The following is a 22,372-nucleotide window of genomic DNA, read 5'->3' on the forward strand; positions in this document are numbered from 1 at the left end:
CTCTCGCGCTTGTGGCGCGGGTTGGAGCAAACTGCCTACATGTGAAAGCGCGTCATGTCGCGAATGGCGTTGTGTGCCGACTCGGACCTGACCTGAGCTTCGGGGTTGCAAAGCGTTCCATACCATACTGCGTCGCACCATTCTGGTCAAGCTAAAAAAATCCAAATCCCATTTTGGTGCAGAAGACGCGGCGGCGCTGCATCAGGCCATGCCGTTCAGGCAAAACGCCACGCATCCCGGGCGCTGGCGCAGGCGCTCGGCGTAAGCGCGCAGCGCGGGATAGTCCGGGCGTTCGGTCGGGGTCATCAGCCAGCGGTTGAGCGACAGGCCGAGCACGATGTCGCCATCGACGATCACGGGTACCATGGCGTTCGGGTTGAGGGCCAGGAACGACGGCGTGTGCGTCGGCTGGAAGCCGGCGCCCCAGTCCTCGCGTTCGAACGGCAGCGCCAGTTCCGTACAGGTCCACAAGACCTTGCGCACGTTGATCGAACTTGCCTTTCCGAGAATGCGTAGCATGGGCGCCCCTGTTAATTGTTCGATAAAAATATTCTAACGAAAGCGCCGCTTCGTTATCAAGCGATTAATCCCCGCCCGGCAGAGCCGAGCACGCCACCTGCCTGTTATCCGTGCGGTCATCCATATTTTTTGCTAGGATTCGAAAGTTTTCCAACAGCCACAGGCAACGCACCGGTGGCGACCACTTCATCGCATGGCCACTGACAAAGAACTCAACGACTTCCTCGAGAGTGTCGAGCGGCGCGCCTTCAAGCAGGCGGCGTACGCAGTCCGCAAGGACGAAGCAGCGCTCGACATCGTTCAGGACGCGATGATCAAGCTGGCCGAGAAATACGGCGACAAGCCGTTGGCCGAGTTGCCGATGCTGTTCCAGCGCATCCTGCAGACCACGATCCTCGATTATTTCCGCCGCGAGAAGGTACGCAACACCTGGGTCAGCCTCTTCGGCAACCTCGGTCGCCGGGACGACGACGACGAGGACTTTGATATACTCGGCTCCTACGAGGCCGAGGAAGGCAGCGCCGCGGCCGAGTCGAGCGCAGACCAGGTCGAACGCGCACAAACCCTGCGCCTGATCGACGACGAGATACAAAAACTCCCGGCGCGTCAACGGGAAGCCTTCCTCATGCGTTACTGGCAAGACATGGACGTGGCCGAAACGGCTGAAGCAATGGGATGCTCCGAGGGCAGCGTGAAGACACACTGCTCTCGCGCTACGCATGCCCTTCAAAAAGCGCTCGAGGCCAAGGGAATTAAACTATGAATACCGACGACATCAACCTGGCGTACAAGATCCGCCATGCGCTGAACCAGAACCTCGAAAACCTGCCGGCATCGACGACGGACCGCCTGGCCGCCGCGCGCGCCGCCGCCATCGCGCGCAAGCGGCCGGACGCCGCTCGCGCCGATGCGCCGCGCACCGCCACGGTACAGCAGCCGCAGCGCAAGCCGGTGCGTGAACCGCGTTTCGACCTGCGCTCGGCGCTGGCCCTGCCGTGGGCCATGCGCGCCGCCGTTGCGGCGCCGCTGCTGGCCATGGTGGTCGGCCTGGTCGGCGTGTACCAGAACGAACGCGAACAGCGCACGGCGGAACTGGCCGAGCTGGACGCCGCCGTGCTGTCCGACAACCTGCCGCTGACCGCCTATACCGACCACGGCTTCAACGCTTACCTGGCCCAACAACAGCAACAACAGCCGCCACAGCGCGCCCAGTAAAGGATGACGGTACACAAGCGTAACGTTGCCGGTGCGGCCGCCATCGCGGCGGCCGGGGTGATGCTGGCGCTGGCCGGCCTGCTGTCGGGATGCGACCGCCAGGAGAGCGGCGCCGCGCCCGGCAAGCCTGCCTCGGCCGGCGCCGTCCAGGCCGGCGCCGCGCCTGCAAACGCGGCGCAAGCGGGCAAGCCCGGCGCGCCCGCGCGCAAGGGCGACAAAGGCGGCGACAAGCCGCTGTGGCGCGCCCTCACCCCGGCCCAGCAGCTGGCGCTGCAACCCTTGCAGGGCGAGTGGGACCAGATGGATGGCGTGCGCAAGCAGAAATGGCTGCAGCTGGCCAACCGCTTTGCCAACATGACGCCGGAAGAGCAGGAACGCGTGCACGCGCGCATGCGTGAATGGGCCAGGCTCACGCCCGAGCAGCGCGAACTGGCGCGCGAGACCTACAACCGCACCCGCAAGATCGCCCCGGACCAGAAGACCGCGACCTGGGAGAGCTACCAGCAACTGCCCGACGACCAGAAGAAGAAGCTGGCGGCCTCGGCAACCGGGCGCAAGGCGCCGGCGGTGGTGCCGTCGCAGGCCGACGGCAAGATCACGGCTCCACTCGGCCGTGGCGCCACCTCCTGCCCCGCCGGCACCGTGCGCAATACCATGTCCGCCACGCCGCCCTGCGTAGCGCCGGGCGCGCTGCAGAGCACGACGCCGGCCATCACGCCGCAGCCCGCGCCGGCAGTGCCGCCGTCCGCCGCGCCGCCCGCCCAGCCCGCACCGGCGCCGGAAAAGCGGGTGCCGGAGAACTGGGGCATCACACCGAACAACGCCTGACCTTCCACCAACGAGGCCGCGATGAGCGCCAGCACCGCCAGCACCGCAAGTACGCCAAGCATCAAGCGCCGCCTGATCGCCCTGGTCTACGAAGTGTTCCTGGTGCTGGCGGTGAACGTGCTCGCGGCCGCGCTGTGGATGCTGCTCACCCGGAACAGCCATGCGCCGATCGCCCTGTTCGGCCTGAAGGTCGTGCTGTTCCTGGCCACCGGCGCCTACTTCGTCTACAACTGGACCGCCAGCGGGCACACGCTGGCGATGAAAACCTGGCGCATGTGCGTCACGCGCGCGGGCGCAAGCGCGCAGCCGTATGCGCGCGTCCCGCTGCGCAATGCGGTCGTGCGCTATCTGCTGGCCTGGGGCTGGATCTTGCCGGCGCACGAGCTCAACGTCCTGCTCGGCCTGCACGACAAGGTCTCGAATGGGCTGGTGCTCGGCCTAGGCGTGCTGGCCTGGGCGCTGACCGCCCTGTTCGACCGCGACCGCCAGTTCCTGCACGACCGGCTGGCCGGCACGCGCGTGGTAGCGCTGCCGGCCAGGCGCGCGCCGGCCGCCGAAGCGGAGCCGCTCAAGCCGGCGGCCTGAGTCCGAGCCCCTCCAGCGCGATGCGCGCCGCGCGCGCGATGATGTCGCTGCGGCCCTGGGCGTCCTTGGCGGCCCGGCGGGTGTAGATGGCCAGCACGACCGGCGCGCGCTGCGGCGGAAACAGCACGGCGATGTCGCCGGCGCTGCCGTAGCTGCCGGTGCCGGTCTTGTCGGCGACTTTCCAGCCGGCCGGCGCGGCGGCGCGGATGCGGTCCTTGCCGGTGGTGTTCCCCAGCATCCACGCGCGCAGGCGCGCCTGCGCGTCAGGCGCCAGGCCATCGCCCAGCAGCAGCGTGCGCAGCGTGCGCGCCATCGCCAGCGGCGTGGTGGTGTCGCGCGGGTCGCCAGGGATGGCCGAGTTCAGCTCGGTTTCCCAGCGGTCCAGGCGAAAGTCGGTATCGCCCAGCGTGCGCGCGTAACGCGTCAGTGCCGCCGGTCCGTTCACTTCGCGCAGCAGCGCGTTGGCCGCCGTGTTGTCGCTGTACTGCAGCGCTGCAGCGCACAGCTCGGCCACCGACAGCGCGCCGCCCGCGTGCTTGCCGGTCACCGGCGAGTAGTTCACGAACACCTGTTTCGGCAGCGCGACCTGCCGCTCGAGCAGACCCGGCTCACGCTCGGCGCACGCGAGGATCGCGGCCACCAGCACGGTCTTGAAAGTGCTGCACATCGGGAAGCGCCGGTCCTGCCGGTAGCCGATGGTGCGGCCGCTGGCGCCGTCGATGGCTGCAACGCCGAGTTCGCCCCCGAACTCACGCTCCAGCGCGGCAAAGCCGCCATCCGCAGTATCGACGGCATTTTGTACGCTAGCGGCGATGGCGCCGTCGAACGGCAGCGCAGCCAGCGCAAGCAGGATGTGGCGACGGGTGGTCGAATGCATATGGGAAGGCGCGCCTGGCGCATGGCCGAGTGGATGACACGGCCATTCTAGAACGGCTGGCGCGCCTTGGCGCGGCCGTGTGACCGGCGCCCGGGCCGGCGTGACGAAACGCGCCGGGTCAGAACTTTTCGTGTTCGCCGAGGAAGCGCCAGCGCCCCGCCGGCATGCCGGCCAGCGCGACACGGCCGATGCGCAGGCGGCGCAGCGAGGTCACCGTCAAGCCCACGCCCGCGCACAGGTCGAGGATGCGCGCCGCGTCGACGCCCTTGCCGGCGAAGCGCAAGCGCCCTTCGCTCTGCCAGCTGGCCTTGAGCGGATAGGCGCCGCCCATGTTCAGGCGCGACAGGCCGTTGTCCGCGATGGCGCCGCTGACCTCTGCCACGTACTCGTGCTCGATGCGATCGGCGTCCTGCACCAGCTTGCGCACGATGCGCCAGTCCTGGCTCAGCACGACCAGGCCGCTGGCTGCCTTGTCGAGCGGCGTGACCGGGTCGAGCTTGGCCAGGTGACGGCGCAGGAAACGCTGGCCCGGCGCCGCTTGCGTCTCGGGCGCGATCAATGCCAGCAGACCGGCGGCATCGACGCCGGCCGGCTTGTGCAGCAGGATCGTGGCCGGCAGCGGCTCGGAGGGTTCGGCGCCCGGCAGCAGCGCGACCGCCTGCGCGGGCGTCACGCGCGAAGCCGGGTCCTCGACCACGCCGCCGTCGACGCTGACCCAGCCGCCGGCGATGTAGCGCTCGGCCTCGGCGCGCGAACAGCCCGCGACTTCGGCCACGCGCTTGGCCAGGCGAATGCCTTCGCCGTCCTTCTGCGACACGTCCGTCATCAAGCGCGCCAGTCCTGGAAGAAGGCCTTGAAGGCCTGGATCACCTTCTGCACGTCTTCTGCGCTCACGTCCAGGTGGGTCACCAGGCGCGTATGCGGGCCGATCGAAGCGCGGATGCCCTGGCGCGCCAGCGCTGCGGACAGCGGCGCGCAGGCGGCCGGCGGCATGTCGACGTAGAAGATGTTGGTCTGCGGCGTCGTGACGCTCAAGCCCTCGATCTGGGCCAGGCCCTCGGACAGCGCCAGCGCGTTGGCATGGTCGTCGGCCAGGCGCTCGACGTTGTGCTCGAGCGCGTACAGGCCGGCCGCGGCGATGACGCCGGCCTGGCGCATGCCGCCGCCCAGCATCTTGCGCCAGCGCTTGCCCTGTTCGATGAAGGCCTTCGGGCCGAGCAGCACCGAGCCGACCGGCGTACCCAGGCCCTTGGACAGGCACACCGACACCGTGTCGAAACCGGCCACGATCTCGCGCAGGCTGACGCCCTGCCTGACGGCGGCGTTGCACACGCGTGCGCCGTCGAGGTGGGTGGCCAGGCCTTTTCCGTGCGCGAAGTCGGTCGCGGCTATCACGTAGTCGCGCGGCAGCACACGGCCGCCGATGGTGTTCTCGAGCGCGAGCAGGCGCGAGCGCGCGAAGTGCATGTCGTCCGGCTTGATGTAGGCGGCGATGTCCTCGACCGCGATCGAACCGTCCGGCTGGTTGGCGATCGGCTGCGGCTGGATGCTGCCCAGCACCGCGGCGCCGCCACCCTCGTACTTGTAGGTGTGCGCTTCCTGGCCGACCAGGTACTCGTCGCCGCGGCCGCAGTGCGTCATCAGCGCGATCAGGTTGGTCTGCGTGCCGCTCGGTGCGAACAGGCCGGCCTCATGGCCGAACAGCTCGGCGGCCACGTCCTGCAGGCGATTGACGGTCGGGTCGTCGCCGTAGACGTCGTCGCCGACCGGGGCGGCCGCCATGGCGGCGCGCATCGCTTCAGACGGTTGGGTCACGGTGTCGCTGCGCAGGTCGATCCAGCGCTGGGTTTGGTCGCTCATGGTCTCGTCGTTCTCAATCGGTGGTGGCGAATGCGGCGCTTGCCGCGGTGGATGCGTCAGTATAGAAGCGGCCGGCCATCTCTTCCAGCCCCAGCTCCGCCATGACCTCCTGCAGGCGCTCGGCGGGCCGGCGGCGCGGCAGGTTTTTATAGGTGGCGATGATCAGTTCGTTCTTCATCGAGTGCTCCCAGCCCACCAGTTCGGTCACCGTGACCTGGTAGCCGTGCGCTTCCAGCTGCAGGCAGCGCAGCACGTTGGTGATCTGGCTGCCGAACTCGCGCGTATGGATCGGGTGGCGCCAGATTTCCGTCAGCACGCTGCGGCCCAGGTCCTTGCCCTTGTTCTTGCGCAGCACCGTGGCGATCTCGGCCTGGCAGCACGGCACCAGCACGATGTGTTTCGCATGCTTCTTGAGCGCGAAGTCGATCGCGTCGTCGGTCGCGGTGTTACAGGCGTGCAGCGCGGTGACCACGTCGATCGAGGGCGGCAGCTGGTCGGACCCGGTCGATTCGGCCACCGACAGATTCAGGAAGGACATGCCCTCGCCGAAGCCGAGGCGATCGGCCAGCGCGGCCGACTTCTGCACCAGTTCCTCGCGCGTCTCGATGCCGTAGATATGGCCCTGCTCGCCCTGCGGCTTGTCCTTGAAGAACAGGTCGTACAGGATGAAGCCGAGATAGGACTTGCCGGCGCCGTGGTCGACCACGGACACCGGTCCCGCGTCGGCGTTCTTTTGGGCTTGCGCATCCTTGAGCAGCGGCTCGATGAACTGCACCAGGTGATACACCTGCTTGAGCTTGCGCCGGCTGTCCTGGTTCAGCTTGCCGTCGCGCGTGAGGATGTGCAGCTCCTTGAGCAGCTCGATCGACTGGCCCGGCTTGATTTCCGGCGCCAGTTCGTAGATGGTCGGCGCCGGCTTCTTGCCCGCGCCCTTGTCAGCTTGTTTCATGACGCGCACTCAGCGGCACTCAGTGGTTCTCGGCCGCGTGGTTGATGGTGTATTTCGGGATCTCGACGACGAGGTCTTCGTCGGCGATGATGGCCTGGCAGGACAGGCGCGAGTTCGGCTCCAGGCCCCAGGCCTTGTCGAGCATGTCCTCTTCCTGTTCCTGCGGCTCGTTGAGCGAATCGAAGCCTTCGCGCACGACCACGTGGCAGGTGGTGCAGGCGCACACGCGGTCGCAGGCGTGTTCGATCTCGATGTCGTTCTCGAGCAGCGTGTCGCAGATGGACTTGCCGCGCGTGCCTTCGAGCACGGCGCCGTCGGGGCAGAACATGGGATGGGGCAGGATGACGATTTGTGGCACTTCTTTACCTCTTCTATTTTATTTTTGCCGTCATCACGGCGCAGCCGGGATGACATGGTCTTTCATACCTGGTCGAGCGCCTTGCCCGCCAGCGCCTTGCGCACGCTCTTGTCCATGCGGCGCGCTGCGAATTGCTCGGTGCCGCGCGCCAGGTCCTGGACTGCGTCGTGCAGCGCGTTCTGGCGCGTACCGGCCTCGATGTCCTGGTCGTTCGCGCGCATCATCGCATCGCGCACCGCGTGCACCAGCTTGGCGATCGCGTCCTGTTCCTCGCCGCTGAGCAGGTCGGCATCAAGGTCGAGCGCCGACTGCGTGGCCAGCAGGATGCGCTCGCCCTCGACCTGCTCTTCGCGCAGCGCGCGCGCCGCCATGTCGATCGAGGCCGAATTGTACGAGTCCTGCAGCATGCGCGCGACCTCGTCGTCGCCCAGGCCGTAGGACGGCTTGACCGTGATCGACGCTTCCACCCCCGAGCGCGTCTCGCGCGCCGACACCGACAGCAGGCCGTCGGCGTCGACCTGGTAGGTGACGCGGATGCGCGCCGCGCCGGCCGCCATCGGCGGGATGCCGCGCAGCTCGAAGCGCGCCAGCGAACGGCAGTCCGACACCAGCTCGCGCTCGCCCTGCACCACGTGCACGGCCAGCGCGGTCTGGCCATCCTTGAAGGTGGTGAACTCCTGTGCGCGCGCGCAGGGAATCGTCGAATTGCGCGGGATGATCTTCTCGACCAGGCCGCCCATCGTCTCGATGCCGAGCGACAGCGGGATCACGTCCAGCAGCAGCCAGTCGTCGCCGGCGGCGCGGTTGCCGGCCAGGAGGTTGGCCTGGATCGCGGCGCCCAGCGCCACGACCTTGTCCGGGTCGATGTTGGCGTGCGGGATGGTGTGGAAGAAGTCGCCGACCGCGCGGCGGATGTGCGGCATGCGCGTCGCGCCGCCGACCAGCACCACGCCGTCGACGTCTTCGACCGTCACGCTGGCGTCGCGCATGGCCTTGCGCACGGCGTTCATGGTCTTGGCGACCAGGTTCTGGGTGATCTCGGCGAAGGTCCTGGCCGAGATGGTGACCTGCACCAGCTCGCCCGACTTCAGGATCGCCTCGACCGTGGTTTCCTCGTTGGTCGACAGCAGTTCCTTGGCCTGGCGCGCCTTGACCATCAGCGTCGCGGTGTCGACGTCCGACAGCGGCGCGAGACCGGCCTGCTGCGTGATGTGGCAGAACAGGCGCTGGTCGAAGTCGTCGCCGCCCAGGGCCGAGTCGCCGCCGGTGGACAGCACTTCGAACACGCCTTTCGAGAGCTTCAGGATGGAGATGTCGAAGGTGCCGCCGCCCAGGTCGTACACGGCGAACACACCTTCCTGGCCGTTATCCAGGCCGTAGGCGATGGCCGCGGCGGTCGGCTCGGACAGCAGGCGCAGCACGTTCAGGCCGGCCAGCTGGGCCGCGTCCTTGGTCGCCTGGCGCTGGGCATCGTCGAAGTAGGCCGGGACGGTGATCACGGCGCCGACCAGCTCGTCGCCAAGCGCATCCTCGGCGGTCTGGCGCAGCGTGGCCAGGATCTGGGCCGAGACCTCGACCGGGCTTTTCACGCCGGCCACGGTTTTCAGCTGCACCATGCCGTGACCGCCTTCGCGGCCACCATCGACGAAGTCATACGGCAGGTTTTCGGCGTGGGCGATGTCCTTCAGGCCGCGGCCCATGAAGCGCTTGACCGAGACGATGGTGTTCTTCGGGTCCGTGGTGCGCGCCGCCATCGCCTTGTAGCCGATGTTGGCGTGGCCGTTCGGCAAATACCGCACGACCGATGGCAACAGCGCGCGGCCATCCTCGTCGCTCAGGACTTCGGGGATCGAGTGGCGCACCGTCGCGACGAGCGAATTGGTGGTGCCCAGGTCGATGCCCACCGCCAGCCGGTGCTGGTGCGGCGCGGTCGACATGCCGGGTTCGGAAATCTGCAGTAATGCCATGGTCGTGTTACCTGGTTTTATTATTCGATATGGTTCGAAAATTACTTAGGGTGGGCATTCGAGGCCGCGGCCCGAATGCCCACCCTAGGGAATTCATGTCATCTTGTGTGCTCGCGCCTCAGCTCTCCAGCGCTTCGAAGGCGCGCTGCACGTCGTCGCCGAAGCGCTCCAGGAACATCAGCGCGCGCACGCCCTGCGCGGCCTGCTGAAAGTCGCCGGCGTCGAGCAGCTGGCCGACCTGGGCCAGGCGGCTCTTGCGCTCGCTGCGCAAGCGCGCGTCGATCGCGTCCAGCGCCGCCGCGTCCTTGTCGGAGCGCGCATCGTCGAGCGCCTCGCGCAGCTCCATCTGCTCCATCAGGAAGTCCATCGGCATGGCCGTGTTGGACTCGGTCTGCAGGTCGACGCCGTTGATCTCGCAGAGGTACTGGGCGCGCTTTTGCGGATTGCGCAGCGTTTGATAGGCCTCGTTGGCGCGCGTCGCCCATTGCATCGCGACGCGCTTTTCGGCGTCGGAAGCGTTGACGAAGCGGTCCGGGTGCACCCGGCCCTGGACTTCGCGGTAGGCGCTGTCCAGGGCGTTCATGTCGATGTCGAACCTGGCGGGCAGCTGGAACAGCTCGAAGTGATTCTGCATGTCGATACGATCGGCCCGCGTCAGATGCGGAAGCTTTCGCCGCAGCCGCAGTTGTCCTTGACGTTCGGGTTGTTGAAGCGGAAACCTTCGTTCAGGCCTTCGCGGGCGAAATCGAGTTCGGTGCCGTCGATGTAGGGCAGGCTCTTGGGGTCGACGAAGACCTTCACGCCGTGCGATTCGAACACGTTGTCTTCATTCGCCGCCTCGTCGACGTATTCCAGCTTGTAGGCCAGGCCGGAGCAGCCGGTGGTGCGCACGCCGAAACGCAAGCCGACTCCCTTGCCCCGGCGCTCGAGGTAGCGATTGATATGTTTCGCGGCTTTTTCGGTGAGAGTCACTGCCATGTCAAATCTCCAGCTTGCTTACAAAATACTTAATACAACATTAGTACTGCAATAAGGGCCTCGAAAACCGTAGCGAGCGGCCGCAGGTTTGGTAGAGAAGCGCAGCTGTACGAGTAGTACAGCGAGCATCGCAAACCGAACCTGCAACGCGCAGTAGGTTTGCGAGGTCCTTACGCTGCTTTTTCTTCGGCGGCGTGCTTGTGCTTGTAGTCGGCGACGGCGGCCTTGATCGCGTCTTCCGCCAGGATCGAGCAGTGGATCTTCACCGGCGGCAGCGCCAGCTCTTCGGCGATCTGGGTGTTCTTGATGGACAGCGCTTCGTCCAGCGACTTGCCCTTGACCCATTCGGTCACCAGCGAGCTCGAGGCGATCGCCGAACCGCAGCCGTAGGTCTTGAACTTGGCGTCTTCGATGACGCCGGCTTCGTTGACCTTGATCTGCAGCTTCATCACGTCGCCGCAGGCCGGTGCGCCGACCATACCGGTGCCGACGTCGTCCGAGTTCTTGTCGAACGAGCCGACGTTGCGCGGGTTTTCGTAGTGGTCGAGGACTTTGTCCGAGTAAGCCATGGTAGTGCTCCTAAATATGCGTATGCGTTGATTGCGTAAAGGCCGGTGCTCGGTAATCGCTTAGTGAGCGGCCCACTGGATCGAATTCAGGTCGATGCCATCCTTGTGCATCTCCCACAGCGGCGACAATTCGCGCAGCTTGCCAACCTTGTCCTTCAGCAGCTGGACGGCGAAGTCGATGTCTTGCTCGGTCGTGAAACGGCCGATCGTGAAGCGGATCGAGCTGTGCGCCAGTTCGTCGCTGCGGCCCAGCGCGCGCAGCACGTAGGACGGCTCCAGCGAGGCCGAGGTGCAGGCCGAACCCGACGACACGGCGATGTCCTTGACCGCCATGATCAGCGACTCGCCCTCGACGAAGTTGAACGAGACGTTCAGGTTGTGCGGCACGCGGTGTTCCATGTCGCCGTTGACGTAGACCTCTTCGATCTGCATCAGGCCGGCGGCCAGGCGGTCGCGCAGCGCCTTGATGCGCGCCAGTTCGGTGCTCATCTCTTCGCGGGCGAGGCGGAAGGCTTCGCCCATGCCGACGATCTGGTGCGGCGCCAGCGTGCCCGAACGCAGGCCGCGCTCGTGGCCGCCGCCGTGCATCTGCGCTTCCAGGCGCACGCGCGGCTTGCGGCGCACGTACAGCGCGCCGATGCCCTTCGGACCGTAGGTCTTGTGAGCGCTAAAGCTCATCAGGTCGACCTTCAGCTCTTCCAGGTTGATCTCGACCTTGCCGGTGGCTTGCGCGGCGTCGCTGTGGAAGATGATGCCCTTCTTGCGGCACAGCTCGCCGATTTCCTTGATCGGCTGGACCACGCCGATCTCGTTATTCACCAGCATGACCGAGACCAGGATGGTGTCCGGACGCATCGCCGCTTCCAGCTGCTCGAGCGTGATCAGGCCGTTGTCCTGCGGCTCGAGGTAGGTCGCTTCGTAGCCTTCGCGTTCGAGTTCGCGCACGGTGTCCAGCACGGCCTTGTGCTCGGTCTTGACGGTGATGATGTGCTTGCCCTTGGACTTGTAGAAGTGGGCCGCGCCCTTCAAGGCCAGGTTGTTCGACTCGGTCGCGCCCGAGGTCCAGATGATCTCGCGCGGATCGGCGCCGACCAGCTTGGCCACCTGAACGCGCGCTTCCTCGACCGCCGCCTCGGCGCTCCAGCCGTAGGCGTGGCTGCGCGAGGCCGGATTGCCGAACTGCTCGCGCAGGAACGGAATCATCTTGTCGGCGACACGCGGATCGATCGGCGTGGTGGCCGAGTAATCCATGTAGATCGGGAAGTGCGGCGCAGTCTGGAAGCTCTGCTCGATTTGTTTATCCAGGGGGGCGTTCATCGTTATCACTCCAGTTTTCTAAAAGCGGATTCACCACTTCAATTTTGTCCGACGGCGGCGTGGCGAGGATGCATCACGACGACGCTCTGATCTTGATGTTCTTTCTGTTTCTGTTGCTCGACCAGGTCATGCAGGGTCACGGAATCGAGGAAGTCGACCATCTTCGCGTTGAGCGTGGCCCACAGTTCGTGGGTCATGCAGCGCGACCCGGCCGCCGCGTCGGCGCCGTGGCAGTTTTCCTTGCCGCCGCACTGGGTGGCGTCGATCGGCTCGTCGACGGCGATGATGATGTCGGCGACGGTGACCTTGTCGGCGCTGCGCGCCAGGCTGTAGCCGCCGCCCGGGCCGCGCACCGACTCGACGATCTCGTGCCGGCGCAGCTTGCCGAACAGCTGCTCCAGGTAGGACAGCGAAATGGCCTGGCGCTGGCTGATGCCCGACAGCGTGACCGGACCCGCGCCCTGGCGCAGGGCGAGATCGATCATCGCGGTAACAGCAAAACGGCCTTTGGTGGTCAGACGCATCACAACCCCGGTTGTCATACAAACAGTGTTAAACTCTTGCTTCTCATCAGGTAGGCTACTTTATTACCCGATCGATTTAGTCAAGTATAGCGCAAATCCCAGTGCTTTGCTTGGGACGCGCCAAAACGCCTGCCCTGCCCGGCAGCCCTTCTTCCCGCCTGTTTTTCCCGCGTTTTATGGTCCCGCACGGCGCTGCAGCAGCCGCATCGGACCGAAGAATTGCTGCATGCCCTGGTGGCCGATGAAGCTCAGGTTGTAGGGGTGCTCGGCGCGAATCGAAGGGAACTGTTGCGTTTCCGGCACCTTGTCGAGTTGCTCGGCGATCTTGCCCCACAAGACCAGCGTCGGCTGGGTGGCTTGCGCGGCCAGCGCGGCGAACACGGCGCGCAGCAAAGGCAGCCAGGCGCGCGCGTCGACGACCGGGGCCACGTGCTTGCGGAACACCAGCGAGGCATTCAGCAGCAGGAAGCCTTCGCCGGTCAGGTTGTCCTGCAGCTCGGGCAGGGTCTGGATCATGCCCCTGGCTTCGGACGCCTTGGCGATCGGGGCCAGCGCGGCGCCACCGGTGTCGTCGATGGTCAATTGTCCGCCGGCCACCAGCAGCATCTTCATGAAGTTGCGCAGCGAGGTCGCCCGGTTGACCGGCTTGGACAGGCCGGTCGCCGACCACAGCGCGCCCACGGCGCCGTCCATGAAGCACACGCCGGTCGCGCTCTCCTCGCGCGGATACGGCCCCTCCCCCACCAGCACGTAGCGTACGCCATCCAGCGGCAGCGAGAAGGCGGCGAACAGGCGCCCCCCGGTCGGCAGGTAGCGGTCCTCGGCCAGCGCCGGCAGGTAGTCGGGCGTGGCCTTGGCCATCGCGCGCAGGCCGGCCTCCAGGTGCGGGCGCCAGGAGGCGTCGGCGAGTGTCAAGGCGTCGAGGATGGCGGGCGGGATCGTCGTATCGAGCATGGCGCTATCGGAATGGCAAGGGTCGAAGGTCGCAGATTGTAGCCGAGGCGGCCTTCGACAAGACCCGCGCACCCGCCTTTTTTGCGCCCGTTCCGAGCGTCAAGCTGGCGTCCGCCTTTCGCGAAAGCGTGCATCCTGTGCCGCTCCGGTTCACCGAATTCTTTGTCAGGTCTTTATTAGACTTTATCAGGAGGCTTTCCATGCAAACCATCCAGGATGTGATGACCCGCGACGTGCAGAGCATTACGCCGCAGGAAACCGTGCAGCGCGCCGCGCAGCTGATGGACGAACTGAACGTGGGCGCGATTCCAGTGCTCGACGGGCAGAAACTGGTCGGCATGATCACCGACCGCGACATCACCGTGCGCTCCACCGCCGCCGGCCAGGCGCCCGGCGAGACCCGCGTGGGCGACGTGATGAGCACCGACGTGCGCACCTGCTCGCCCCACCAGACCGTCGACGAAGTGCTGGGCCAGATGGGCGACGTGCAGATCCGTCGCCTGCCGGTGGTCGACCAGCAGTCGCATGAAGTGATCGGTATCGTGTCGCTCGGCGACATGGCGACCAAGCATTCGGCCGGCATCGACCGGGCGCTGGAGGAAGTGTCGTTTCCGGCCGAGCCGGACCGCTCGACGATCGGGGCCGAGACGCGCCATTGACCGAGGTACGGCGCGAAGTACCGCTGCCGCTGGCAGGGGGCTCGGCGGGCGCTCAGTGCCTGCTGAGTGCCTGCTGAGTGCCTGCTGAGTGGCCGCTGAGTGGCTGCTGAGTGCCCGCCGCGGCGGCCGGCGCCGCCCCTTACTCGGCGTCCGGCTGGTTGGACGGGTGCGCGGCGATGAACGCCGGCAGCTTGATGCAGGCCTCGTTGATGCGCCGGACGTTCGGATACGGCTCCAGGTCGATGCCGTGGCGCACCGCGTTGTAGACCTGCGGTACCAGGAAGCAATCGGCGATGGTCGGGGTGTAGCCGTGGCACAGCGGGCCTGCGCTCGGGTCGCGCTGCAAATGTTTCTCCAGCACTTCGAGACCGCTCACCAGCCAGTGGCGGTACCACTCGGTCTTGACCTCTTCGGACAGGCCCATGTCCTTGACCAGGTAATTCAGCACGCGCAGGTTGTTCACTGGATGGATATCACAGGCAACAATCTGGGCCAGCTCGCGCACGCGCGCGCGGCCGGTGGCGTCCTTCGGCATCAGCGGGATCTGCGGGTACTCGTCTTCCAGATACTCGAGGATCGCCATCGATTGCGTCAGCGTGATGTAGTCGTCCTGGAAGGCCGGCACCAGGCCGCTCGGATTGATCGCATGGTACTGTTCCTGCAGTTGCTCGCCGCCGTTGCGCAGCAGGTGCACCGGCACCGCGTCGTAGCCCAGTTCCTTCAGGTTGAGCGCGATGCGCACCCGATAAGAAGCCGAGCTGCGGTAATACGTGTAGAGCTTCATTCCTTCCTCCCGTGATAGTGTGCGACCTCCTGCTCGATCGCGCCGAAGATGCTCGTCCCGGCCCCGTCCTGCATCTCGATGCGGACGGTGTCGCCGAAGCGCAGGAAAGGCGTTCGTGGCGCCCCCTGCTCGATGGTTTCGTACATGCGCAGCTCGGCCAGGCAGGCATAGCCGACGCCGCCGCCCTCGATACTGGAACCGTGCAGGCTGCCCTGCTTGTTCGACACCGTGCCCGAACCGATGATGCTGCCGGCCTTCAGCTCGCGCGTGCGCGCGGCGTGCGCGATCAGCTGCGCGAAGCTGAACGTCATGTCCTCGCCCGCGTTCGGGCGGCCGAAAGGCTGGCCGTTGAGCGTCACGACCAGCGGCAGATGCAGCCTGGCGTCGCGCCAGGCGCTGCCGAGCTCATCCGGCGTAACCGCCACCGGCGAGAATGCGCTGGCCGGCTTGGACTGGTAAAAGCCGAAGCCCTTTTCGAGTTCCTTGGGAATCAGGTTGCGCAGCGAGACATCGTTGACCAGCATCACCAGGCGGATGGCGGCCGCGGTTTGCTCGGCGCCGGCGCCCATCGGCACGTCGCCGGTGACGACGGCGACTTCGGCCTCGAGGTCCACGCCCCACTCCTCGGACAGCACGGCAATCGGGTCGCACGGGCCGACGAAGGCATCCGAGCCGCCCTGGTACATCAGCGGATCGGTGTAGAACGACGGCGGCACCTCGGCGCCGCGCGCCTTGCGCACCAGCTCCACGTGGTTGATGTAGGCCGAGCCGTCGGCCCACTGGAAGGCGCGCGGCAGCGGCGAGGCGCATTCGGCCTCGATGAAGGAATCGGCCTCGGGCGCGGTGCCGGCGTTGAGCTGCTCGTAGACCGATTGCAGGTGCGGCGCGACCTGGTCCCAGTCGTCGAGCGCGCTCTGCAGGGTGCGCGCGATCCCGGGGACGGCCTGGCAGGTGACGAGGTCGCGGCTGACGACGACCAGGGTGCCGTCGCGCCCACCGGTTTTCAGGGTAGCAAGCTTCATGCTGTCTCGATTCAATGTTGAGTTGTCGGCATTACAACTTAAAACGGACTATCATACAAACAATATTTTCCGCTCTATTTATCGGACTATCTGATGAATCCTACCCTGCGCCAGATGCGCGCTTTCGTCGCCCTGGCCAAGACCGGTAACTTTTACGCTCGCTGCGCAATCGATGCACGTCACACAGTCAGCTTTGTCCGGTTTGATCAAAGAACTCGAACAAACTTTGACCGCACGTGTGGTCGACCGCAGTACGCGCCGGATTTCGATTACCGAAGTCGGCCGCGAACTCTACCCCCTATTCAGCCAGATGATCGACGACCTGGACCGTGCGCTTGCGAACATTGCGGACCATGCGCAACTCAAGAAGGGCATCGTGCGCGTGGCCGCGCCACAACTCATGGCGTGCACGCTGCTGCCGGGCGCAATCGCCGCCTGGTACCGGCGCCACCCCGAGGTCAAGATCAGCCTGGCCGACAGCCCGGTCGAAAGCGTGACCGCGCGCGTGCTGTCCGGTGAAAGCGACCTCGGCATCGGTCCGGAACGCGACCCCGCCGCCCAGCTCGAAGCGCGCGAATTGATGACGATGCCGTTCGAGGCCGTGCTGCCGCCCGGGCATCCGCTGCTGACGCGCGCATCGGCGCCCGGATCGGAGCTCGAGGCCGGCCACAGCATCGGCTGGGACGAACTGGCCGCCTGGCCGGTGATCGCGCTGCGCGGCCAGTTCACCGAACGCTTGCTGGCCGACATGCACGCGGACGTCCAGCCCGGCCTGCGCGAAGTCACGCTCAAGCCGGCCCACGAAGTCTCGTACATGACGACCGCGCTGGCCATGGTGGCGGTCGGCATCGGCGTGACGGTGTGCATGCCGTATGCCGCCGCGCTGGTGCGCCAGCACGGCCTGCACACGCTGCCGCTGACGGCGCCCACCCTGACGCGCCGCTTCTTCATCTACACGCGCGAACAGCGCTCGCTGTCGCCCGCTGCCGAAGCCTTCGTGAATTTCCTCCTTTCGTATGTGGCAGAACATGGCACGCACCCGGCCGCCGGCTCAGTCGCCGATCCAGTTGCCGACCCCATGGCTGCATCCGCATGAGCGCCGCGCTAGAATGCGCACTCCTTCCTCCCGCTCTTCAAGCCGATGTCCCACAACACCATCGCCATCAACCAGCGCATGGGCCAATTCGACGGTCATGCCAGCGTCTGGCTGTTCGGCTACGGCTCACTGATCTTCAAGGCCGACTTCCCCTTCCTCGAGCGGCGCCCGGCCCATATCGGGGGCTGGACGCGGCGCTTCTGGCAGGGCTCTCACGACCACCGCGGCACCGAGAGCGCGCCCGGCCGCGTGGTGACATTGGCGCCGGACGCCGGCGCGGTCTGCCATGGCATGGCCTACCTCGTCACGCCGGAGGAGTTCGCCCATCTGGATTACCGCGAAAAGAACGGCTACCTGCGCCTGGCGACCGACATCCATTTCGAGGACGGCAGCAGCGCCCATGGCCTGGTGTATATCGCCACTCACGAGAACGCCGCATTCCTCGGCCCGGCGAGCGAACGCGACATTGCCCGCCAGATTGCCGCGTCCTGCGGACCGAGCGGGCCGAACAGCGAATACCTGCTGGAACTGGCCAAGGCGCTACGCGAACTCGGGAAGTTCGATGCGCACGTGTTTGAGATCGAACGCCACCTCGAAGAGTTCCTGCCGCACGATTGATCCCACGCATGTGCCTTCAGCGGTGTCCATTAGGTTGTGGTCTAATCGTCATCTAGATCGCGAACAGACATCGAAAGGAATTCAGCATGCAGCAGCCCGAGCAGACTCAGCAACAGGTCACCTCTAAACCCTCGGTCGCAGACCTCGACGAAGATACCCTGGCCTTCATGCGCCACGTGTTCGGCCTCGCGCGCGCGGGCGAGGCGGCGGAACTCGCCACGCTGCTCGACCAGGGTTTCCCCCCCAACCTGCGCAACGAGCGCGGCGACAGCCTGCTGATGCTGGCCTGCTACCACGGCCACCTCGACGCCGCGCGTGCGCTGCTCGACCACGGTGCCGATCCCGAAATCATGAACGATGCCGGCCAGTCGCCGCTGCAGGGCGCCGCCTTCAAGGGCGACCTGCCGGTCGCCACCCTGCTGCTCGAGCGCGGCGCCCAGCCGGACGCCGCCGGTCCGAACGGAAGGACCGCGTTGACGTTCGCGGCCATGTTCAACCGGGTCGACATCGCGCGCATGCTGCTGGCGCGCGGGGCCGACCCGTTCCGCGTGGATGCGGGCGGCAGCAGCATCCTCGACGCCGCGCGCACGATGGGCGCGGCCGATACGGTAGCGCTGCTGACGGAAGTCACCAAAGCGAGCTGAACGTGGCGCGGCGTGGGCGGTTCGATCACCGTCCACGCCTTCGACGCCCTCCGAGCCTCCGACGCCAGGCGCCAGCGTCACACGGCAATTGCGCCGCGCTCCATGACGCTCAAATAACGCGGCGCCACCGCATCGGTGAGCCACACGCCGTTGTCCGACTGGTAGAAAACCGCGCCAGCGAGCTGCATGCGCGCCGCGTCGACGCGCAGCACGACCGGAAAGCCGTAGCGCATGCCCACGTTCATCGCGGTCTGTACTTCGCTCGACAGATGCACCTGATGGCGCGCGCCGGCGCGCAAGCCTTCGGCCAGGATCGATTTCAGGAAGCGGCTCGCGGTGCCGTGGTAGAGCACGGGCGGCGGCGTTTGCGGCTGCAGGGCCAGGTCGACCTCGACCGAATGCCCCTGGCTGGCGCGGATCTTCGTCCCGTCCGCGTCGAAAGCGAAGCGCTGCTTGTCGTTCTCGCGCACGACCCGCTCCAGCAGGGTGCGCTCGATCGCTTTGCCGTCCGCGCGCAGGCGCGCCAGCAACTCGTCGACGTCGGCCCAGCCCTGGGGGTCGAGCTGCAAGCCGATACTGTCGGGACGATGGCGCAGCACGAAGCTGAGCAGCTTGCTGGTGGTAACGATGGGATCGGACGGCATGGGATGTTAACGAATTCGAAAGAGCCCCAAGCATACACGCGCCCGTTGCCCGCGCGGCGCCGTATGCGCATCGCATCCTGAGCGGACCGCGCGCTCAGGCCCAGGCGATACGGCTCAAGCCGCAGGCGTCGTCGCGTCCAGCACGCGTCGCACCTGGGCCGCGCGCTCCTCGACGCTGCCGCGCACGATCGTGTACGGAATGCCGCGCGCCTCAAGGTCTTGCAGCACCAGCTGCTGGATGCGTCCACGCCAGGCTTCGTTCTCGCGCACGTCCTGTTCTTCGTACGGGATGTCGTCGGCGCAGACGAAGGTATAAGCGTAACGCGCCTTGCAATCGTCGGCGGCGCCCAGCAGCTCGGCCGGCGGTGGATCGCCGACCTGGCGGAACTGGACGCCGAGCAGCAGCGTGGTCAACGCATTCGTGTCGACGAACAGCCAGCGCCGCGCCTGGGCCATGGCCGCGTCTTCAGCGGCGCGGTGCCGGACGGCGATCTCGACATAGTCGTCGGCGTTCAGCTTGCCGCCCTTCTCTTCCCAGATGAAGCGGCCGATTTCCGGCACCGAGACGGTGCCATAAGCGTGGGCAAGATACTCGGACAAGGTCGACTTGCCGGTCGATTCGGCGCCCACGAACACGACGCGCCCGGCCGCTCCTCCAGCTACCTTGTCCGCCCCACTCTGTTGCTGCGCCATCTGCTTGCCTCGATGCATGAAAAGGCGCCATCGTAAGGGATTGCGCGCCCCGCCACAACCGGGAGCGTGCCTGGCAACACGCGGATCAGAACAAATCCATCTGCGCCGCCGCCCTGCTTTCCGGCTTGACGATCGACTTCGGCACCACCAGCGGCCTCCGGAACTGCGACGCGTCGGTCGTGTTGAAGCGGCTCATGCGCCCTTCCAGCCCGAGGCGCTTGACGGCCTTGGTGAAGCGCTGGCGGATCAGGTCGGCCCAGATGCCCTCGCCGCTCATGCGCTTGCCGAACTCGCTGTCATACTCCTTGCCGCCGCGCAGATCCTTGATGCGGTTCATCACGCGCTGGGCGCGGTCCGGGAAGTGGGCGTGCAGCCATTGCTGGAACAGCGGGCTGATTTCCCACGGCATGCGCAGCACCGTGTAGTGCGCGCCGACCGCGCCGGCGTCTTTGGCCGCTTCCAGGATGCGCTCGATCTCGTGGTCGGTCACGAAGGGGATGATCGGCGCCACGCTGACGCTGACCGGAATGCCGGCCTCGGTCAGAGTGCGGATCGCGCGCAGGCGGCGCGACGGCGCGGCCGCGCGCGGCTCGAGCGTGCGTGCGATCTCGCCGTCCAGCGTGGTCAGCGTGATGGCCGCGCAGGCCAGGCCCTTCTCGGCCATCGGCGCGATCAGGTCGATATCGCGCTCGATCAGCGCCGACTTCGTGATCAGGCCGTACGGATGATTGCACTCCCCCAGCACTTCCAGCACCTCGCGCGTGATGCGGCGGTCGCGCTCGCAGGGCTGGTAGGCATCGGTGTTCACGCCGATCGCGATGTTCTCGGGCACGTAGCCGGGCTTGGCCAGCTCGCGGCGCAGCAGGTCGGCCGCATTGACCTTGGCGAACAATCGGCTTTCGAAGTCCAGCCCCGGCGACAGGCCGAGGTAGCTGTGCGTCGGACGGGCGAAGCAATAGATACAGCCGTGCTCGCAGCCGCGGTAGGGGTTGAGGGAGACGCTGAACGGAATGTCCGGCGAATTGTTGCGCGTCAGAATGGTCTTGGCGATCTCGTCCGTGACCTGGGTCTTGAGCGCGGCCGGCTGTTCGTCCTTGACGCCCGGGACGGTCCAGCCGTCGTCGAAGCGCTCGCGCGCATTGACGTCAAAGCGGCCCTGGAGGTTGGTAACGGCGCCGCGGCCCTTGAGCGGGACCGGACCCATCATGCGTTGCTGGAACGGCAACACGACCTGCGACTCCGACCGCGCGGCGCCGCGACCGGCTGCGGCAGCCGGGGTTCCCATGCTGCCCATACTGCTTGCACTGCGATTTGCGCTACCCGTTGCGCTGGCTTTCAGGCGATTCACGCGGCGCTCCTTAAGTACTGTATGTTTATACAGTATATTACGCCGATATCACATATGGTTCAAGCGAGGGGAAAAATTCGCCTGGTGTTGTACAAACACATCAAATGCCTCCAGCAGCGGCGCGCACCAGCCCGGATCGCCTTCCAGCTGCGCCAGCGCCAGCGCGGTCGCCTCCAGCGTCGACAACTGGTGCGCCGCATGCGCCTTGCGTATCCGATATGCGGACGGCGGCACGTGGGACAAGCCCAGGCGCGCCAAACGCTGCAAAGGTGTATTTATATAGAGCATCTTGCGGCTCTTGCGCCAGGTGCCGTCCAGCACCACCAGCCGCAGCTTGTCCGGATGCGCCAGCAGGCCGGCATCCAGGACGGGCGGCGGCACGATGCCGAGCGAGGCGTCGCCGGGCGTGTCCGGGTACAGCAGCAGCGGCGTGCGCCCGCCGTCATGCAGCAAGGCGTCCAGCTCGGCCGGGTCGAAGGCTTCGCCGACCGCCACGCGGCTGGCGGGCAGGCACAGGTGCAGCAGGCGCGCGCTGTTCTTGGCGTTGCGCACTTCGAGCGGATGTTGCAGGATCAGCAGCTCGGCGCGGCTGGCCAGCGGCTGGACGAACGAACAGATGCAGGCGCTGGCCGGGCGCAGGCAGGCGGCGCAGCTTGCGCGGCGCGAGTCCGAGGCGGCAGGAGGATGCGAAGGATCGGGAAGGTTCATGGGCGGCGATTGTAGCGCCGCCCGCGCATGTCGATCTCGCCGGCCTTATGCGCTGCCGCCGACCAGGCGCCCGTCCGACGGATGCTGGTCGGCGTCGGGACGCAGCACGCGCAGCGCCTTGGACCACTGCACCACCTGGTCGAACAGCACGTCGACTTCGGCCACGTGGCGCTCGTTCGGCTTGAAGGTGGCGAAATTCTCGAAATCGGTGAACAGCGACAGCATCACCTGCGCGCGCACGTCGGCCACCATCAGTTCGCCCATGATCAGGCGCAGGTTCTCGACCGCGCGCGTGCCGCCCGCGCTGCCGTAGCTGACGAAGCCTGCAGCCTTGTGGTTCCACTCCTTGTACAGGAAGTCGATGGCATTCTTGAGCGCGCCCGAGGTGGCGTGGTTGTACTCGGGCGTGACGAACACGTAGCCGTCGAACTGCGCGATCTTGGCGGCCCAGGCCTTGGTGTGCGGCTGGGTGTAGTGGCCCAGCGACGGCGGCGACGGCTCGTCCAGCAGCGGCAGGTTGAAATCCTGGATGTCGACCAGCTCGAAGGCGGCGTCGCCGCGCATCCCGGCGATGTCCATCACCCATTTCGCCACGTCCAGCGCCTTGCGCCCCGGGCGCGTGCTTCCGACAATTACCCCGATCTTGATCATGGTCC

Annotated in this window: 27 protein-coding genes and 2 pseudogenes; 9 read left to right on the top strand and 20 right to left on the bottom strand. The window is 66.5% G+C overall.

The genetic code is table 11. From position 1 onward, the window contains the following. Positions 1-330: 330 nt before the first annotated feature. Positions 331-519: pseudogene (locus tag FA90_RS27700) on the bottom strand (glutathione S-transferase N-terminal domain-containing protein); the annotation flags it as partial. 193 nt (positions 520-712) lie between these two features. Here FA90_RS27700 and FA90_RS11115 point away from each other — a divergent pair. The 4 genes from FA90_RS11115 to FA90_RS11130 are packed head-to-tail and all read left to right on the top strand — an operon-like array spanning position 713 to position 3,147. Continuing rightward, positions 713-1,282 (top strand): RNA polymerase sigma factor, encoded by a 570-nt coding sequence (locus FA90_RS11115; RefSeq protein WP_036168722.1) that lies wholly within the window; start codon positions 713-715, stop codon positions 1,280-1,282. Then, on the top strand, positions 1,279-1,734 hold the full coding sequence (locus FA90_RS11120; RefSeq protein ID WP_036168724.1) for a DUF3619 family protein: 456 nt from the start codon (positions 1,279-1,281) through the stop codon (positions 1,732-1,734). The genes FA90_RS11115 and FA90_RS11120 overlap by 4 nt, the downstream gene beginning before the upstream one ends. Positions 1,735-1,737: 3 nt before the next feature. Next, positions 1,738-2,562, top strand: coding sequence for a DUF3106 domain-containing protein (locus FA90_RS11125; RefSeq protein ID WP_051971713.1), 825 nt, complete (start codon positions 1,738-1,740; stop codon positions 2,560-2,562). A gap of 21 nt (positions 2,563-2,583) precedes the next feature. Beyond that, on the top strand, positions 2,584-3,147 hold the full coding sequence (locus tag FA90_RS11130) for an RDD family protein (protein ID WP_036168726.1): 564 nt from the start codon (positions 2,584-2,586) through the stop codon (positions 3,145-3,147). Here FA90_RS11130 and bla read toward each other — a convergent pair. From bla to FA90_RS11190, 12 genes are all read right to left on the bottom strand, one after another. Continuing rightward, positions 3,131-4,024: a class A beta-lactamase gene (bla, locus tag FA90_RS11135; protein WP_036168728.1), complete on the bottom strand. Its 894-nt coding sequence runs from the start codon at positions 4,022-4,024 to the stop codon at positions 3,131-3,133. The genes FA90_RS11130 and bla overlap by 17 nt on opposite strands. Before the next feature lie 118 nt (positions 4,025-4,142). Beyond that, positions 4,143-4,850 carry an RNA pseudouridine synthase gene (locus tag FA90_RS11140; RefSeq protein ID WP_036168730.1) on the bottom strand — a complete coding sequence of 236 codons (708 nt, stop codon included), beginning with the start codon at positions 4,848-4,850 and terminating at the stop codon, positions 4,143-4,145. Then, positions 4,850-5,884 carry a low-specificity L-threonine aldolase gene (gene ltaE, locus FA90_RS11145; protein ID WP_036168732.1) on the bottom strand — a complete coding sequence of 345 codons (1,035 nt, stop codon included), beginning with the start codon at positions 5,882-5,884 and terminating at the stop codon, positions 4,850-4,852. The genes FA90_RS11140 and ltaE overlap by 1 nt, the downstream gene beginning before the upstream one ends. A gap of 13 nt (positions 5,885-5,897) precedes the next feature. Then, positions 5,898-6,833 carry an SAM-dependent methyltransferase gene (locus FA90_RS11150; RefSeq protein ID WP_036175293.1) on the bottom strand — a complete coding sequence of 312 codons (936 nt, stop codon included), beginning with the start codon at positions 6,831-6,833 and terminating at the stop codon, positions 5,898-5,900. Between the two features lie 19 nt (positions 6,834-6,852). Then, the gene (fdx, locus tag FA90_RS11155; protein ID WP_036168734.1) at positions 6,853-7,191 is read right to left on the bottom strand and encodes an ISC system 2Fe-2S type ferredoxin; all 339 of its coding nucleotides are present in this window, start codon (positions 7,189-7,191) and stop codon (positions 6,853-6,855) included. Between the two features lie 62 nt (positions 7,192-7,253). After that, positions 7,254-9,158, bottom strand: coding sequence for a Fe-S protein assembly chaperone HscA (hscA, locus tag FA90_RS11160; protein ID WP_036168736.1), 1,905 nt, complete (start codon positions 9,156-9,158; stop codon positions 7,254-7,256). Between the two features lie 118 nt (positions 9,159-9,276). After that, a complete protein-coding gene (gene hscB / locus FA90_RS11165) occupies positions 9,277-9,792 on the bottom strand; it encodes a Fe-S protein assembly co-chaperone HscB (protein WP_036168738.1) in 516 nt (171 codons plus the stop codon). Between the two features lie 20 nt (positions 9,793-9,812). Beyond that, a complete protein-coding gene (gene iscA, locus FA90_RS11170) occupies positions 9,813-10,136 on the bottom strand; it encodes an iron-sulfur cluster assembly protein IscA (protein ID WP_036168740.1) in 324 nt (107 codons plus the stop codon). A 170-nt stretch (positions 10,137-10,306) separates the two neighbouring features. Then, on the bottom strand, positions 10,307-10,705 hold the full coding sequence (gene iscU, locus FA90_RS11175) for a Fe-S cluster assembly scaffold IscU (protein ID WP_036168742.1): 399 nt from the start codon (positions 10,703-10,705) through the stop codon (positions 10,307-10,309). A 60-nt stretch (positions 10,706-10,765) separates the two neighbouring features. Next, positions 10,766-12,022 (bottom strand): IscS subfamily cysteine desulfurase, encoded by a 1,257-nt coding sequence (locus FA90_RS11180; RefSeq protein ID WP_036168744.1) that lies wholly within the window; start codon positions 12,020-12,022, stop codon positions 10,766-10,768. 38 nt (positions 12,023-12,060) lie between these two features. After that, the gene (gene iscR / locus FA90_RS11185) at positions 12,061-12,546 is read right to left on the bottom strand and encodes a Fe-S cluster assembly transcriptional regulator IscR (RefSeq protein WP_036168746.1); all 486 of its coding nucleotides are present in this window, start codon (positions 12,544-12,546) and stop codon (positions 12,061-12,063) included. A gap of 174 nt (positions 12,547-12,720) precedes the next feature. After that, positions 12,721-13,500 carry a uracil-DNA glycosylase gene (locus FA90_RS11190; protein ID WP_036168748.1) on the bottom strand — a complete coding sequence of 260 codons (780 nt, stop codon included), beginning with the start codon at positions 13,498-13,500 and terminating at the stop codon, positions 12,721-12,723. Between the two features lie 200 nt (positions 13,501-13,700). On the opposite strand from FA90_RS11190, the gene FA90_RS11195 reads away from it, so the two are divergent. Beyond that, positions 13,701-14,159 carry a CBS domain-containing protein gene (locus FA90_RS11195; protein WP_036168751.1) on the top strand — a complete coding sequence of 153 codons (459 nt, stop codon included), beginning with the start codon at positions 13,701-13,703 and terminating at the stop codon, positions 14,157-14,159. Between the two features lie 139 nt (positions 14,160-14,298). Here FA90_RS11195 and maiA read toward each other — a convergent pair whose 3' ends face one another. Together maiA and FA90_RS11205 are read right to left on the bottom strand one after the other, a co-directional pair. Continuing rightward, entirely contained in the window at positions 14,299-14,943 is a 645-nt protein-coding gene (gene maiA / locus FA90_RS11200; protein ID WP_036168752.1) for a maleylacetoacetate isomerase, read from the bottom strand. Continuing rightward, the gene (locus tag FA90_RS11205; protein ID WP_036168754.1) at positions 14,940-15,965 is read right to left on the bottom strand and encodes a fumarylacetoacetate hydrolase family protein; all 1,026 of its coding nucleotides are present in this window, start codon (positions 15,963-15,965) and stop codon (positions 14,940-14,942) included. Before FA90_RS11205 ends, maiA begins: the two co-directional genes overlap by 4 nt. A 172-nt stretch (positions 15,966-16,137) precedes the next feature. Here FA90_RS11205 and FA90_RS27595 point away from each other — a divergent pair. The 4 genes and pseudogenes from FA90_RS27595 to FA90_RS11220 form a co-directional block, all read left to right on the top strand. Then, positions 16,138-16,191: pseudogene (locus FA90_RS27595) on the top strand (hypothetical protein); the annotation flags it as partial. After that, the gene (locus FA90_RS11210; RefSeq protein WP_307172407.1) at positions 16,192-17,061 is read left to right on the top strand and encodes a LysR substrate-binding domain-containing protein; all 870 of its coding nucleotides are present in this window, start codon (positions 16,192-16,194) and stop codon (positions 17,059-17,061) included. It begins immediately after the preceding pseudogene. Positions 17,062-17,106: 45 nt separating this feature from the next. Continuing rightward, positions 17,107-17,679, top strand: a complete 573-nt coding sequence (locus FA90_RS11215; protein ID WP_036168756.1) for a gamma-glutamylcyclotransferase — start codon at positions 17,107-17,109, stop codon at positions 17,677-17,679. A 167-nt stretch (positions 17,680-17,846) separates the two neighbouring features. Then, positions 17,847-18,323, top strand: a complete 477-nt coding sequence (locus FA90_RS11220; RefSeq protein WP_373994636.1) for an ankyrin repeat domain-containing protein — start codon at positions 17,847-17,849, stop codon at positions 18,321-18,323. 77 nt (positions 18,324-18,400) lie between these two features. On the opposite strand, the gene FA90_RS11225 is transcribed toward FA90_RS11220, so the two are convergent. The 5 genes from FA90_RS11225 to FA90_RS11245 all read right to left on the bottom strand — a co-directional run bounded on the left by FA90_RS11225 (position 18,401) and on the right by FA90_RS11245 (position 22,367). Further along, positions 18,401-18,967 (bottom strand): RNA 2'-phosphotransferase, encoded by a 567-nt coding sequence (locus FA90_RS11225; protein ID WP_036168760.1) that lies wholly within the window; start codon positions 18,965-18,967, stop codon positions 18,401-18,403. A gap of 114 nt (positions 18,968-19,081) precedes the next feature. Next, positions 19,082-19,660: an AAA family ATPase gene (locus FA90_RS11230; RefSeq protein WP_036168762.1), complete on the bottom strand. Its 579-nt coding sequence runs from the start codon at positions 19,658-19,660 to the stop codon at positions 19,082-19,084. Between the two features lie 85 nt (positions 19,661-19,745). Then, on the bottom strand, positions 19,746-20,867 hold the full coding sequence (locus FA90_RS11235; protein ID WP_051972161.1) for a PA0069 family radical SAM protein: 1,122 nt from the start codon (positions 20,865-20,867) through the stop codon (positions 19,746-19,748). 189 nt (positions 20,868-21,056) lie between these two features. Further along, positions 21,057-21,716 carry a tRNA-uridine aminocarboxypropyltransferase gene (locus tag FA90_RS11240; protein WP_036168764.1) on the bottom strand — a complete coding sequence of 220 codons (660 nt, stop codon included), beginning with the start codon at positions 21,714-21,716 and terminating at the stop codon, positions 21,057-21,059. A gap of 45 nt (positions 21,717-21,761) precedes the next feature. Then, positions 21,762-22,367, bottom strand: a complete 606-nt coding sequence (locus tag FA90_RS11245) for an NADPH-dependent FMN reductase (RefSeq protein ID WP_051971714.1) — start codon at positions 22,365-22,367, stop codon at positions 21,762-21,764. Between the last annotated feature and the right edge of the window lie 5 nt (positions 22,368-22,372).

Origin of the sequence: Massilia sp. 9096 (assembly GCF_000745265.1) — a bacterium.
GTDB lineage: Bacteria > Pseudomonadota > Gammaproteobacteria > Burkholderiales > Burkholderiaceae_D > Telluria.